We start from the raw sequence: 14,424 nt of genomic DNA, 5'->3' as shown, positions 1-14,424 counted from the left end.
AATTTAATTCATAATCTTGCTTGAAATCGCGTAGCCCCTCTTACAAAAGGGTATACGAGGCGATGTCTCAGCGATATAAACTCTATCGTCGAACGAGCGGCATTTATGTTGTCCGCATTAGCGTTCCCCAACGTTTTCGTCGATACGCAGGACAGTGTGAGATTCACACTTCAACAGGCACTCACGATCTTCATGAAGCAAAGCAGAAGTCCGCGCTCCTGTTGGCGGTCTGGTATCAGACCTTACAAGAGTATGAACAATTGGATTATCGAACTTTAAGTGACTGCGCCCCACTGCTTGCTGGTGAGGGTATGATCTCGATTTCTAACTTTGCTCAGTCAATCGAGTTGCCTGTATCGCAATTGATTCGAGAGGTGATTAATCGTAACCTCCCGGTATTCTGGCTGGCGACTGGTCAGTTCGGTTTCTATGTTGATGAATTTAATGCAGTAGAGCGGGAACCCGGTGCAAAACGAGAAAAACAGTCTGATGATGAAAAGGATCAACCTAAAGAAGTCATCATTCTCAATAGCGCGTTTGAGCTGGGTATCGAGAGCTTCGCAAATGGTTATCTCCGCCCCTTCAATCCCCGGCATACTTTAGATTGTCTGTTGAGCGCTGGAGTATCCGAAGGAGAGGCTGCATTTCGAACTAGTGGTGATAACCAAAGTGGAGGTTGGTTCTTCGATTTACCCGGCGTAGATATAACTGTTGATAGCCTGTTGATTAGCAAAGTTCATGCTGAAGGCCTTCGACTTACATGGCTGGTTAAGACCACGCCACCAGCAGTTAGCATTCACCCTGCAGTGCCTCTTGTCGCTCCTGTTATCGCTAACGAATATGTTCACCGCAAACATTACAATGAAAACTTGTCATGGCTTCGTGAAGAGTATTTGAAACATCGGCGTAAGGGCAAGGTATCAGAAGCGGCGCTCCGCGATATTCGCTATTACTTCGATTTGATGATTGAAGTGATGGGGGATATTCAATTGGAAGATTTCGACCGTGATTTCCTCCGGGCTTATGAGAGCAAGTTGCGCACAATTCCTGCTAACCGTAATTTGATGAAAGGTAAGCACGGGGTTAAAACGCTGGATGAGTTAATCGCCAAAGCGGCAGAATGTGGCGATAAACTGATGACAGAAGAGTCTGTCAAAAAGTATATCAACGGCCTTTATGGTGCAATGGAGTGGGCTGTTGATGATGGTAAGTTTCTGAAATCGCCATGCGACAACTTTTTCCCTCCCGATGATAAAGGTGAGCGAGAGCAGGATCACACTGACATATTTGAACCGCATGAAATTAAGGCAATTTTTTCGCAACCGTGGTTTGTGGCTGGAACTGTTGAACGTAATGCGCAAGGGCGATTCCATCAATATTGCCCGTTTCACTATTGGGCGCCGTTGTTGGGCTTGATGACGGGGGCAAGGGTTAACGAGATTGCACAGTTAATGCTGGACGATGTTCTGGCAGATGACGGCGTTTATTACCTGAACCTTGAAAGCGATAGCGAAAACGGAAAGAAACTAAAAAACGCCAATTCCCGCCGCAAGATTCCTGTTCATTCTACGCTGATTAAACTCGGTTTTATCGAGTATGTGGATGCGTTGAAAGCTGCCGGGTATGACCGTCTTTTTCCCGAGCTTAAACCACATAAAACTAAAGGCTATGGTAGGCCAGTTTCCGCATGGTTCAATGAATCATTGCTTGCGGGTCGATTAAAACTTGAAAGAGACAGAAGCAAATCTTTCCACTCTTTCCGGCATTCTGTTTCAACTTTGCTTAAAGAGAAGGATGTTAGTTCGGAACTGCGTGGGCAGCTACTTGGGCATGTGCGCGGCAAAACAGAAACTGAAGTGCGATACAGCAAAGATTTAAAACCGGTTCACATGGTTGAGGTTGTCGAAAAGATTGATTTTTCTTTGCCCGAGATAGCGAGATTCAACATTCCTGATGGGCTGGATGCTGTAAGAGATGCGCTGCGAAGAAAGCGTGGCAAACAAACAGGTTGAGTCAGTTACTATTCAGTTGAGTGATGCTCTTGAATGCGCTGGGACGCTTCCTGGCGCATTTTTTATTAAAGGTCGTGGATTTAATAGTGCCAAATTTGGAGACGCTTAAAATGCGTCTGGTGAGACTTGATTTGCATTAGCTCAGAATTGATCTGACGGTTTTCTCTGACAACATACAATCAAGTCTAACAGTCCGCCTTGAGCGAAGAGCGGAAGTGAATCTGGAATACAATCTAAGGTTATGATATGTCTAACTAACAGGCCACCATAAACTAGTTAGCGCTGGAAGTGTGTCTCAACTGGTTTTACAGTTCAAAATGTGCTTGTATAGTGCGCTCAAAAAGGAGGGCATATGTCAAATGATGCTTTGATGATTGCAAGTGCTATTTTAAATTTGCAGCAGGAGTCGAGTAATTTTAAGGATTATATTTTTCCTGCATTGACTACTTCAGGTTCTGTGTTACTCGGTTACTTAATGGCTAATAATACATTTGCCAAACAGGAAATCATTAAGTCAGAGATAGCGCGAGTCAATGATTTTAATAAATTCCTAGTAGCAATCGATAGTGGTATGCAAACTCTGATAGCAATAAAAAACACATATATGGGTCGAATAAATTCTAACCCTATTGAAAGGGCTTTAAGTATACCTACAATTAGCTGTTATTTTTCACCGCCGCCAGATGTTACATTGATTATTTTTTTAGCAAAGGCTAATGAATACAATGCGTCTCGTGCATTTTTTGAGACATGGAATAACCTTCCTCGCGTGAATGCTATGTTAGGTAACTTTCAAAACCTTCATGATAAAATAAATCATCGCAATACTGTGTTATCTCAATTGCGTGAATTCTATCAAATAGATGATCAGGGACGTAGTGTTATGAACATCGGAACATTAACTCCTGAACAGTTTAAAGTCTTGAAAACAGCAGTGGACCTAACGGAAGGCGTATTATGTTTGGTTGAGGGGTTACTTAAAGAGTATTATTCTTGTTTAAAGAATATACCCAGTGCGGCAAAGTTATCTATAAATGAAAAAGTAACAAAAAAGCATGTTGAAGTATTAACCTATTCAAACCCATCACCTCAATTTCAAAAATCATTTTCCTCCATTCCAAATGTGGATATTTCAGCTCTAGCTTTCATACTTGGCGTTTCAGAAGAAGTTGCAAAAGCATCATTCATTACAGGTTATGAAAAAGTTCCGGTTGTTTTTTAGCTAATGTTAAATGAGTTAAAACTCTTCAATGCTCAAAATCGACATAGATGAGTCCGCTCTTGGCACAAAGCTGCCTGTCAGATTAGGTTTGGCTATCTGCCTTAGCTGTTTTAGGTCAAATCTAAGCTAATACACTTGATTACCTACGATTGCACCCGCAACCCGTCAACGCTTTCCGGTGGCAGGCTTATCACTGTTTTAATGCTTGTCTCGATGCTGCCAATGATGTCTTGGCGTGGGCCGTTCCGCCAATCAGCGCTTGCGTAGAAAGAATCTAGAACCATAGCCATGCTTTCTTGGTTGTTAAAAGCACGAATAAGGTAGTAGCAATCGGAATCATGCAGGGAGTTACCAAACGATACTACATCGATCCCGTGGCGTTGGTGTAGAGGAACGCTGATTTCCCGCATGATTGTGTGAAAAATGGTTCCGGTGCCTTTAAGTAAGGTGTATTGCAGTATTTCGACGGTTCGTTCCATTAATGCTGTCCCCAATTGAGTGCCATCCCTTCGCTTTCGGGGCGAACGCTTTTAAACCCGAATTTTTCATATAGCTCCGGGACATCTGCGATCAAGGTAATGTATGCTCCTGCGGGTGCATGTTGTCCAAGCCAGGACATTAAAGCTTCCATGATTTTCCGGCCCAGCCCTTTCCCCTGATGTTCTGGATCGACCGCAACCTCTACGATTTCGAAGTTGAGCGCGCCATCACCGACAATTCTCCCCATCCCGACAATGAGTCCCGAATATTCAATGTATACGCCATGAAAAGTTCTTGGAAGTGCATGTTTTGCAGCTTCAGGAGAGCGGGGTGTTAAACCGGATATGATGCGCAAGCGGCAAAAATCTTCTGCGGGTGGAACCGCGTCAACCAGATCGTATTTTGATTCCATATTCAGCCTCAGTGTCAAGAATTACTTTTTTTAGCACTAACATGAGCATCTATGCAATCTTCAGGAATTTGGGCTGAAAGCATATTGCCTCGATAAGGAGAAGCCTGTTATTGCCGAAGTTTTTTAACGCAATACCTTAAAGGGCAGTTTGCAAACCTAGGATCTCCACTTTTTCGCGCGACAATTGTTCCTGTAGCTTTCGTTGTATGGTAGAGAAACGTAACCCTAATTAATTATAAACAATTAAAAAACCCCGTATAAACTACGGGGTATGGCAGGTTTCTTTTTATTAAAGCATTTACTATAGACGTTCGCTCTCCCAAGCATGGCTCGTGCTTAACTTCCCGTGTTCACTAGCTTTTACATGAATCATAAATCTCGAGCCGATAGGGCTGTTAGTTATTTCTTGTGAGCATCTTGCGACTTTTGTTCCCTGAGGAAAAAGTTGGCTGTGATCAACAATAACTTCATTTTTACCATTTGCACCGGCAGACACAATCACTGTAATGCGCGGGTGTTTACTATAGCCTTCTTTAGAAGGGCTAATATCTTTTATAAAACTAACCACACCCTCTGTTCGATAAAGAGAAAGTGTTCTTAAGCTTCGCATTAAACTTATTTTAGAAAAAAGAGGGAGGTTTTCAGATTTCAGTTCCGCTGGTTTCTTGGTTATTATGCCAAACTCAACTTTATAATTACCACTATCTATCACGCGGTTGAAACTATCCAAATCTTTACCTTGAATATTTTCCTCGATTAATGACTTAAGTTTTTCTTTGCTGCTCTTTTCCAAAATGAGTAATTCTATAGAATTGACACCTTGATTGAAAAGATGGCTAAGTTGAGATGATCTTGAAGATATTTTTATATGATGAAAAATACAGTAATTATCCTGGTAACTTATTAAATCGCATGGTTCTATTTGTGAGTATCCATCGGGACTTATGTCTTTCTGATCTAAACATATATGGCATGCTGAGTTGTTTGCCACATCTTCATTATAGTTCTCTTCACTATAGTTTCTTATGTCATCCTTAATGTTGTCATGATCATATGAGGGAAGTTGGCTATCTTCACACCTTGCATCTATATAATCTTTCAAACTCTGCAAATATTCTTGGTCAACTTTATACCATTCACCTTCGCAGAGATGGTAAACAACTTCCTCGTTATCAAAGTGAATATCATAGATAAAACTTCTGTAAATGTTATATGCTTTCGTTATAACACCTTCTTCATTGCAGAGGTTAAGCGAGAAATCTTTGATTTTGTCTATATTGAACGTATTTAAGTCAACTTCTCCTAAATAGTCATAAAACTCTTCAAGACTAATGTCAGTATATATTGGGGATATGCCTTTCCTTCCTTTAAAGGAGCAGTAAATATTATCACTATAATCCACGATGTCCGGGATTGATAAGGCTAATTCATTGTTTTTATTAATGAAAGCATCTAAAAGAGAATCATCAAGACGCTTAATTTTAATAGGGTCTTTTTCTGGCGTTATTTTTTGTATGTTAGGGAAAGACTCTAAGTATTCATCACTGGAATATAAATCTAGTAGTTGGTCGCACAATCCGGTAAGTTGTTCTGGCTCGACTTTAAGTCCAACTTTTAAGCTGGTTGAACCAGTCGCATTTTTGAAGAGATCAATATATTGTGGTTTTACTTTTCCTGTCAGGCTTTTTAATATCTCGCTATTACTATCAAAATCTAAATAGGTTAAGTCAGACATAACAGGGACTTGCATTCTTTTCCTTCTTGATGCTCCGGGATCGACTATATCAGCGCTTTTTAACTCATTAGGTTCAAGGCTGTTTAAAGTAACTTTTAAGCCAAAATCATACTCGTAGGAAACATCTAGCAAGTTGTGATAAATATGGCCAAAAGTTAGAGCAAAACATCGATCTCTTACCGGAAGAAAAATTAATGCCCCTTTGTTTTCTTGTTTTAAATTTCCACCAATTGAGAAGTAGTCAACCCACCAAGGGGTTGTTCTAACCCTATCGGAAATAAACAAGGTTGCGCCTTGTGGGAGATTTAGAGCCTGAAAGCCACCGATAAGTTGATGGTTCAGCTTAAGGGAGTTCTGTGCATTGTAGCCAGCTTTAAGCAAAAAAATAGAAAAAGACCTTGTCTTCATATCATTTTAGCCCTTTGAGAGGTAAGCAGTTATGAAGTTACTCGCATTTGAGAAAAGGTTAAATTTTAACCCGTGCTATTCGTGATATAGGTCAAACATATCGCCACCTAACGACTCTGTTAACCTATTGAGTCTGAGCGTAGTGCTTGACTATAGTGCAGTATCGTTTCAAATACTCATGATGGTTCTCTACTTGTTTTTCCATATAGAGAAGGTTAAATGGTGATGCTAAAACGCGTCTGGTGACCTACGGTTGTATCCGCAAGACTCCTCAGACGCGCTAGGAAGCTATGTGGCGCGTTGTTGACTAAGGGGTATGAAATTGTGGTGCGGAATTTGCGGCGCTCTCATAGAGTTGCTAGCGTAGCCAAGTGAAACAGGATGCTTTCGAATGGAATAAAAATGCCGTGTGATAACCTGTCATAACTATCATTATGCACCCACATATAATCCCGGCTATAGAAAGCTCAAAAACTTATCCGGCAAGTTTTTGAGCTGATGGCTGTTACCAGTCTTTTGCAGCAGAGCTACTTTCAGTCACGATCTCGCGTTTGTATTGTTCCACAATATCATTCAACGCTTTTTTGGCTTTTGCTTGTCCACCAACAGTCATATTTGGCGAATCTATGGCAGGGAACGCAATCCCGCTGGTTACATGGGCCGGACGATAAATGTGGATATCATCAAAGGTGATGCGAGCTTTATCATCCTTTGTGTCGATTTTCATAGTGAATTTATATCGAACATCTTCATTAGCTAAGCAATCATTAAAACCGTCACATGGGTATTTAACATTCCCCTTGCCAACAATCGAACCTTCTTCTTTATCGGCATATTGGATTACGCTGTTAGAATCAGTGAAGACCTTTGCAACCCAAATTTTGGAACTACTGTAAAGTGCATCCTTTTTAACCCCGGGAACGTTAACAACACTGACTATACTACCCAGCGGTTGTTTAGCTGCTTCCATATCTGGTGAGGTCACACAACCTGTCAACACAGTAATACTGGATACAACCAAACTGGCTAAAACAGTTTTCATCATTACTTTTTTCATTCGATTTGTCCTTATCGCATTTTTATTAAGTGCAGTATGTAAATATGGTGCGGAATGAAGTTGGTTTCTCAAAACCGCAGGACAGGTCTCGCTTTTCTATTATCACCCGTAGTGGATATAGGCAAAAACAGCGACAGCAACGAGCGCGCCAAAACGTAATAACCCATTACGATGCTTGGTTAACCACTTCCGCTCGTAACGCAACGGCGTGTAGAAAGGTGTTACCCATTTAAGAAACTCTGCATTGAGGTTGTCCAAAGACTCTTTGGGCCCTTTAAGATTGCTGCCGACAATGTATTGGCGTCTTATCAAATCGATACGGCAGTTACCGATGTGTTCCCTTTCAGTTGTAAGCTCCGATTCATCAACGAAATCAAAGGACTCTACGAGAATTTGGTGTGCTGCCTGAAGATCTTTATGGGTGACAAAAGCATCACAGGTGATCAGGTCGCCTTGAGAGGTGAATGTCAGGAGATCAATCCCGTGAGTTGCTTGTAAATTATCGATTAGTTGTTGTCTGATGGCTCTATCAAATGGTCGGATGTATCCCCATTTCGGATCGATATCTCGACCATACTCCTCATAGCTGAAAAACTCGCCTTCAAGGGAGATCCCACCCCAATCAAAGCGCACATAACAATCCGGTTGGGCTTGGTAATGATTGGATACGGGCATAAGCTTCCTTGAGAAAGGAGATCAGAAAAATCCTAAGTGGTTAATTGAACTATGCGGGAGAGAATTTTTCAACAATGTTTATCTGCAAGTATAAGGATGATTTTGCCACCACCGAAGTTTTTGGACGCAATGCCTGAGAGGGGGACTTCCAAACCTAGGAGATCCACTTTCCCGCACCAAACTTATCCGGCTGCATTTGCACCGCGAACCCGATGTCGTGTCACAACGTTTGGTTCGTGTTTGATTGAAGGAAACAGTAACCGACAAACACCGATAGCTAAGACATGTAATCTGACAGTTGAGTTGTTATATATACAGTTATTAAGAGAGCTGTATCCAGACCAGCAGGAATGCGGCCTCTTTCCTGCTGATTGTCACTTTTTTTTGGAATAACGAAAGGGGGGCGGCTTAAACGTGGAGGCGCCGTAAAGCACCCTTAACGGCGTTTTGCAGATCGCTAACAACCGCCAGATGCGAGCTTTCTTTCCGCAGGCGCTTGTCAACGTTAACCATCATCCAGCTACGTTTATCCCTACGTCCGATGTTATTGAAAGAATGCAACCCGCGCTCGGCTGTTGCGTCGTTCACCTTACGAACTGCGTTGACAGCGGTAAACCGGAACAAATCACCGTCAGCCATCATTTCAGGCTCAATTGGTTTGCGAAATTTGAACAGGTGAGCGAGGGTTTCAAATCGAAAGCGCTGTATGTCGCTAAGATGGTGAAGAGAGTAGTGAGTGAGCGCAGCACCTTTTAACGTGACTTCAACACGAGCGCGTTGCTCTTCTAAAGGTAGTTTCTGATCGTTGTCAGTGCGTTTGTGATAGACCTGCCACGAGATGTTGTCCCACTTGTTACCTGTCCTGAAGTTTCGATATGGAGTGATACGTGTTCCGGGGAAAAGGTAGACATTTTTCCACGAAGCGGGATTGAATTGCCTTGGTCGGGTTCCGTTACTAAACAGGCTTGTCTGAAGCCGATAGGTCATTGCTCGTGTCGCTGATACTGACCGTTGTTTATGCCAGAAATCGCAGAAAACTTCGACTCCCACGATTTGTGGCTCACACGCAAATGGGAAACGGTTTTGCAATTGCTTGAGTGCAGCTTCCAGCTTCCCGCCATGGTTTGCCAGTAGATCACGGAAGCAAATCCGAAAAGTATCGTTAGTGCTGCTTATCGTAGGTTTTACCCACGTTTTAACGTTGTTGTCGGGACGGGGGGCGCATGATGACAACTTTGAGATACGTAGACCGCAGGGTTTAACCCAGAGTTTTAAACCGGTGATTTTAAGTAATTCATCCTGAACGTAGCGATGCTGGGTCAGTCTGGAGAAGCTGATCTTTAAGTCCAGCCAATCGATCCCGGCTGAAACCTTAAAGGATTTGCGGTCTGCTTCAGCAGCTACGTATTTTCGACTCTTCATAGTGCGACCTTATTGAAGGGAACTTCAAACCGGCATCAGGGTCGTTCGAACTGAGCAGATTTGAGAACATTTCGAGCACGGTAGCACAACGGTTTTACGATAAAAACCTTATTTATCAATATACTGCGTTCATATTCTGAACGCAGTAGTCCTTGCTAACTTAAGGGTATGAGAACACTGTCATTTTTCATATACAGAGGATGTTTGGGTTCACCTGTGGCGTTTAAGACAAAGCACATTGTGGTTTCTGGTAGCAACTGTCGGACTACTGCTGAGCGCTTGAGATGTCTGCCTTCGTTGCCCCATGCCGCCACTACCAGACCGGCACCGGCAATAAGCCTTAACAGATGGCTATCGTTATCTATACCAATGGGGTCAGGTGCTTTCATCATTTCATGTCGCTGGGTATGAACGAACGCGAACAGGTTGGCCATGTATACCCCGCCGTAGCCCCAGTTTTTGGCAAACGATATGCAGCGGCTCAAGGTGCGATCATCATTCTCAGCATCGGCATATGAAGGGTTTAGCCCGATGAAAAGGGCATATGGTTTTGATTCGTCCCAGACTCGTGATAACGAGTAGCGATACTGGCCGCACGGTGAAAAAATCGCGTCTTTAATCATTCCAGTTGTCCTTATGAAGTGATGGTTTCAGCCTAACATTTCTTTATCCGTTTTAAGCGCCAACAAACGACCGTTTTCTGGCACCTCCCAATTGCACGCTTTCACACTGTTGGAAAAATAGCCTTGGCTTTTCTGGCAGGCCATCCTAATGTTGGCCTCGTTTTCTGGCAGGGGTCAGATGGGGAGATAACAATGGCAACTTTTGGCTACGGACGTGTTTCGACATCGCAGCAGGATACTGAGAACCAACGGCTGGAGCTTGGGCAGGCTGGGTGGCAAATTGATTACTGGTTTGCCGATGTTGTTAGCGGGAAGGTTCCGGCAATGCAACGTAAAGCATTTTCTGAAATGCTCAATAAAATCCGCGATGGTGAAACGTTGGTGGTAGCGAAGCTTGATCGTCTGGGGCGTGATGCGATTGACGTCCTGCAAACGGTAAGGGCGCTGGCTGACCGTAATATCAAGGTTATTGTCCACCAGCTTGGCACGACTGATCTCACCTCCGCAGCGGGTAAGCTTCTATTGTCGATGCTGGCAGCGGTTGCAGAGATGGAGCGCGATCTTTTGATTGAACGCACTCAAGCGGGGCTGTCACGAGCAAAAGCTGAAGGTAAGAAGCTGGGAAGACCGTCTAAAATCGCGCCAGAAGCCCGTAGAGCGATTATAGAGAAAAAGAATAGTGGAACCAGTGTCAGTGCTTTAGCGCGTGAATACGGTGTTTCTAGGGCTACTATTAACGCTGTTTAATTACGATCTCAATTTTTAACAGCATAGGTGTTGGCGAACTTATCTGGATCGTTTTTAATTCAAAGATAAATTGGGTAGTTTTAGTAAGACAGAATTAAGGATATCTCATGGAACAGATGAAAGCCCCCGGTTTCTTGGCTGGCAATATTGGTGAACCGATAACATTAGAGAGGGTTGAACCCCTTGCAGGTTTTTCCTCTGCCTACGCAGCTAAAGGAGATATGTGTCAGCTTTGGACGAAAAACGGATTCACATCTGATCAGGATATTTTTCATAAAATAGCTAAAAGCTTCATTTCAATGCTTGAGCATTATACTCAAAGAGAGGGGAAATTTGTAAAACTATCTAACTGTGAAATGCTTCTTTTCATTATCCATGGAGATTTATCTGCTGAAATTTGGAATGATAAAGCCGCAGTGGCTAGCAATATTATTATGAAAAAACAAATTCAGCCAGGAATGGTTGTTTTTGAAAAGGAAATTGCTGATATATTAGATGTGCACTTTCCACTTTTAGAGTTCAAGCAGGATGATAAAGTTATATGCTTGTTTAGAGAGGGGTGGCGCTTTGGTTTATATTTTGATTTAAATCCAGATGGCGATTTCTCCGTGGATGATATGAATAAAAGTCTTGGTGTTTTGCACCGAATTGTGAAATATAAAAATATATACGATTCGATGTTCGATTCCGAAACGTTATCTTTTCTTATTGCCCGTGGTTGGTTTCCTTTTGCTGAATTGATCAACAACGGTTTTGATGTATTGCAGTATCGAGAGAAAAATGATGAGGTGTTTAATAAGTCGGCAAATCATCTTGTCTCTTTGTTTGATAAAGATAGGGTTAATTCAATACACAGTCGTTGGAAAAGCAAAGTTTACCTAAGTGAGAAGATGCCTATATTAGATGCTGCCTTTAGTTCTTTCTATAATGGAAATTATATTGCGACAATAAAAATTATACTTACTGAAATTGAAGGTGTTCTTCAACCTTTTTATATAAAAGCAAACTTAAAAAAAGGTAACAGCTCAGCCTTAACTGGTTTCGTCAAAGATGCTGCGATTAGAAAATTGCAAAGTAAAAATACACTGCTCTTTCCCGAAGAATTTTTGATTTATCTTAAACAAAACACATATTGTAGCTTTGATTTGATGACAGGAACTGCCAGCGCCAATTCTAGACACTCTGTTGGTCATGGTGCCGCAGCAGCAAAAACTTATACGAAAGAGAAAGCGATTCAAGCTATATTAACTTTTGATCAAATCGTTTTTTATTTGTAAGAGTAACGTATCTTTGATTTAGGGGGAAGTTACCCCCTATTTACTCAAACGAAGCCGCGATGACTTCTCCGGTATTGGCATTGAAAACACAAAAATACTGAAGCGGTATTTGCATCCCAAGGCTGTTAATCGCCTTAGCTTGTTGTCCGAACATTTGAATAGTTCGTTTGTTCTCGTCGTGCCAGAGGTAGGTGCTGAATACCGGCTGCGCTTCACTTTGCTGCCACACATGGCGAAACGTCGCTTTCTTGTCCATTACCTGTTTGCACTCTTTGACGGGGTTGTGGTGCGCTTTTGCATAGCATTCCGGGGCGTTACCTAAGCACGATGTTTCGTTTTTCGCTGCTGGGTGTTCTGCGCTTACAGCAGAAAATGCGCACATGCCTAGCACCAATGAGAGAGTGGCAAGAATCCCCCATGAAACTGCGCGTAGCGTGCTGATCTGACGTTTTGAAACAATGCGAGCAACAAATCCATAGCTGACGCAACTAAGCGCGACACCCGCCACCATTGGTAATAAAAAACCTGATCCCGCCATGATTCCCTCATTTTCAAAACCACATCGCGCCTACTAGCGAATGTTGGGGACGACCAACCGATGACGATCATAATACTTTGTGGATTTTAAATGTCACTATTGGTGTTCATTTTGAATCGTTAAGGGTTGTCATGAGGCAGGCGGCTAATGCGAGTGACTCAGCCCGCTGAAGTTAGGGTGGATTCAAAATGTCTCATATGGAGCGTGGCCTTTCAGTGGTCAAAATTGCACATTCAGTGCATGAGAAAATCCCTGAGAATACAGTTTGGCGAGCGGGTAAAAGAACTGCGTATAGCCACCGGATTGAGCCAAGAGGCGTTTGCTGATCGGTGTGGGTTTGCTCGTAGCTATATGAGCCGCATTGAACGCGGTGGGTCTAATGCGTCTCTGGATGCGATCGAGGTGCTGGCTAATGCTCTGAGTGTTGAGCCTTGGCAGTTGTTAGCGCCTGACTCATCCGAAAATAATGACCCAGAGCTGTTGGTTCCATACGCGGCCGATGGTTCGTGTTTTCACCCTGGGCTAGCGAGTTCGAGAGATGGCTCCTTCGGTGTGGGCGATAAGACCGCTCAGAAGCGTTTTGGCACGTTTTCCGAAGCTCTTGATTATCTGCGTAGCATGGAGACAGCAAAATGGCGTAGGCCCAATGCCAGCGGCAATTGGGGCATTGTGTCAGCGGTGCGATGGGACAAACTGAGAAAGTAGTTCAAATGTAAGTTTATGAATTTTTATGCTGTATGAATGAACAGTATTCATTAAATGCTGATAGTCTTATGTTTCATCAGCCCTTTGTTTCTATAAGAGTGAATAAAACAGCAAAATGCGGGTGCGTTACGTAGGCGTTACGGTGGCGTTTCAATTTGACTCTGAATGGATTAATTCATATCAATAACATTGAGTTAAATGGTTTTTATGAACAAAGCCCGCCGGGGTTTAACTGGTTTCAAAATCCGAACGCAGTGGCGTTTTCTTAACGCCCACTTAGCTGACAAACGTTCTTTCCTCCCGACCCGGCAGGCCTCCATAAACATCAAAAGGCAGGTATGGCACGTTGATGCTTTGTGCCGTCACGAACACTCGGTTTGATTCCGTCCACCGGATCAAACTTAAGATGTAGCCCCTAGAACAAAAAGGTCCTACGATTGTTCTTTTAAAGGCTAAAGGGAACGTGATTACAGCAGGTTATGGAGACTTAGGTTCGAGTCCGGCCTTCGCACCATACAAAGCTTTTTTCAAGTCTACCAACGTCTACTTTATTTCATAAAAACAGGGAGTTAAGCAGGCTTTCGACTTTTCTTAGTCTGTCCACGTCTACTCAATTCCTTGAACATATACCAACTGATGATGGTATAACTGATGGTATTCCCGGTTCGATTGATTTTGGTACCAACACTGTAGGTATCAACTGATGGCTCTCACCGATATCAAAGTCAGGACTACCAAGCCCTCCGACAAACCCTTCAAACTTACTGATGGGCAGAGTATGCGCCTGCTGATATCATATCTTTTTTTGTAGGATTTTATATCAAATACCCAAGTGGTATCGAAAAAATGACCTTCTCTAACAGTTAGGTTATTTTTACCTTTCTGCTACTTTCATATTATAGTCATATAAATAAGCTGGGTGATGACTTGATCAACAAAAAGCGTAGGAAGCATGTATATTCTTCATTGATTAACTTTATAGTCAGTAATGGTAGCCGAATAGAGAAAGTCTATGCTAATGAGAAAAAGAAATATGAGGCTTCGACCCTAAAAAGAGAATTATCGAAAAAGGACAAAAGGAAAAGATATGGGTTATAGTGTTTATATGGTT

General features: G+C 42.6%; 13 protein-coding genes and 1 pseudogene. 6 read left to right on the top strand and 8 right to left on the bottom strand.

Annotation, left to right across the window (positions count from 1 at the left end; translation table 11 throughout):
• The first annotated feature begins 62 nt into the window (after positions 1-62).
• A complete protein-coding gene (locus MXF20_RS11745) occupies positions 63-2,012 on the top strand; it encodes a site-specific integrase (RefSeq protein ID WP_062729761.1) in 1,950 nt (649 codons plus the stop codon).
• Positions 2,013-2,364: 352 nt separating this feature from the next.
• Positions 2,365-3,234, top strand: coding sequence for a hypothetical protein (locus MXF20_RS11740; RefSeq protein ID WP_045345920.1), 870 nt, complete (start codon positions 2,365-2,367; stop codon positions 3,232-3,234).
• Between the two features lie 143 nt (positions 3,235-3,377).
• On the opposite strand, the gene MXF20_RS11735 is transcribed toward MXF20_RS11740, so the two are convergent.
• The 7 genes from MXF20_RS11735 to MXF20_RS11705 form a co-directional block, all read right to left on the bottom strand.
• Complete coding sequence (locus MXF20_RS11735) at positions 3,378-3,713, bottom strand: hypothetical protein (protein WP_008806418.1); 336 nt, start codon at positions 3,711-3,713, stop codon at positions 3,378-3,380.
• Entirely contained in the window at positions 3,713-4,126 is a 414-nt protein-coding gene (locus tag MXF20_RS11730; RefSeq protein WP_045345921.1) for a GNAT family N-acetyltransferase, read from the bottom strand. The genes MXF20_RS11735 and MXF20_RS11730 overlap by 1 nt, the downstream gene beginning before the upstream one ends.
• A 301-nt stretch (positions 4,127-4,427) precedes the next feature.
• Positions 4,428-6,269: a TIGR04141 family sporadically distributed protein gene (locus tag MXF20_RS11725; protein ID WP_045345922.1), complete on the bottom strand. Its 1,842-nt coding sequence runs from the start codon at positions 6,267-6,269 to the stop codon at positions 4,428-4,430.
• Positions 6,270-6,774: 505 nt separating this feature from the next.
• Positions 6,775-7,326 (bottom strand): DUF4468 domain-containing protein, encoded by a 552-nt coding sequence (locus MXF20_RS11720; RefSeq protein WP_021314595.1) that lies wholly within the window; start codon positions 7,324-7,326, stop codon positions 6,775-6,777.
• A gap of 102 nt (positions 7,327-7,428) precedes the next feature.
• A complete protein-coding gene (locus MXF20_RS11715) occupies positions 7,429-8,001 on the bottom strand; it encodes a hypothetical protein (RefSeq protein ID WP_045345923.1) in 573 nt (190 codons plus the stop codon).
• Positions 8,002-8,409: 408 nt separating this feature from the next.
• Complete coding sequence (locus MXF20_RS11710; RefSeq protein ID WP_045345924.1) at positions 8,410-9,423, bottom strand: hypothetical protein; 1,014 nt, start codon at positions 9,421-9,423, stop codon at positions 8,410-8,412.
• A 155-nt stretch (positions 9,424-9,578) separates the two neighbouring features.
• The gene (locus tag MXF20_RS11705; RefSeq protein WP_062729760.1) at positions 9,579-10,046 is read right to left on the bottom strand and encodes a DUF1643 domain-containing protein; all 468 of its coding nucleotides are present in this window, start codon (positions 10,044-10,046) and stop codon (positions 9,579-9,581) included.
• Positions 10,047-10,238: 192 nt separating this feature from the next.
• Between MXF20_RS11705 and MXF20_RS11700 the strand changes: the two genes are divergently transcribed.
• Together MXF20_RS11700 and MXF20_RS11695 are read left to right on the top strand one after the other, a co-directional pair.
• Positions 10,239-10,793, top strand: a complete 555-nt coding sequence (locus MXF20_RS11700) for a recombinase family protein (protein WP_045345926.1) — start codon at positions 10,239-10,241, stop codon at positions 10,791-10,793.
• Between the two features lie 107 nt (positions 10,794-10,900).
• Positions 10,901-12,070 carry a hypothetical protein gene (locus MXF20_RS11695; RefSeq protein ID WP_045345927.1) on the top strand — a complete coding sequence of 390 codons (1,170 nt, stop codon included), beginning with the start codon at positions 10,901-10,903 and terminating at the stop codon, positions 12,068-12,070.
• Between the two features lie 40 nt (positions 12,071-12,110).
• On the opposite strand, the gene MXF20_RS11690 is transcribed toward MXF20_RS11695, so the two are convergent.
• A complete protein-coding gene (locus MXF20_RS11690; RefSeq protein ID WP_062729759.1) occupies positions 12,111-12,608 on the bottom strand; it encodes a hypothetical protein in 498 nt (165 codons plus the stop codon).
• A gap of 240 nt (positions 12,609-12,848) precedes the next feature.
• Here MXF20_RS11690 and MXF20_RS11685 point away from each other — a divergent pair, with 240 nt between their 5' ends.
• Together MXF20_RS11685 and MXF20_RS11680 are read left to right on the top strand one after the other, a co-directional pair.
• Complete coding sequence (locus tag MXF20_RS11685; protein WP_045345987.1) at positions 12,849-13,313, top strand: helix-turn-helix domain-containing protein; 465 nt, start codon at positions 12,849-12,851, stop codon at positions 13,311-13,313.
• 801 nt (positions 13,314-14,114) lie between these two features.
• A pseudogene (locus MXF20_RS11680) lies at positions 14,115-14,411 on the top strand (hypothetical protein); the annotation flags it as partial.
• Positions 14,412-14,424 lie beyond the last annotated feature (13 nt).

Origin of the sequence: Pantoea dispersa (genome assembly GCF_035783935.1) — a bacterium.
Taxonomy (GTDB): domain Bacteria; phylum Pseudomonadota; class Gammaproteobacteria; order Enterobacterales; family Enterobacteriaceae; genus Pantoea; species Pantoea dispersa_C.
The sequence above is the reverse complement of the archived record's forward strand: the minus strand, read 5'-3'. Positions and strand labels throughout refer to the sequence as shown.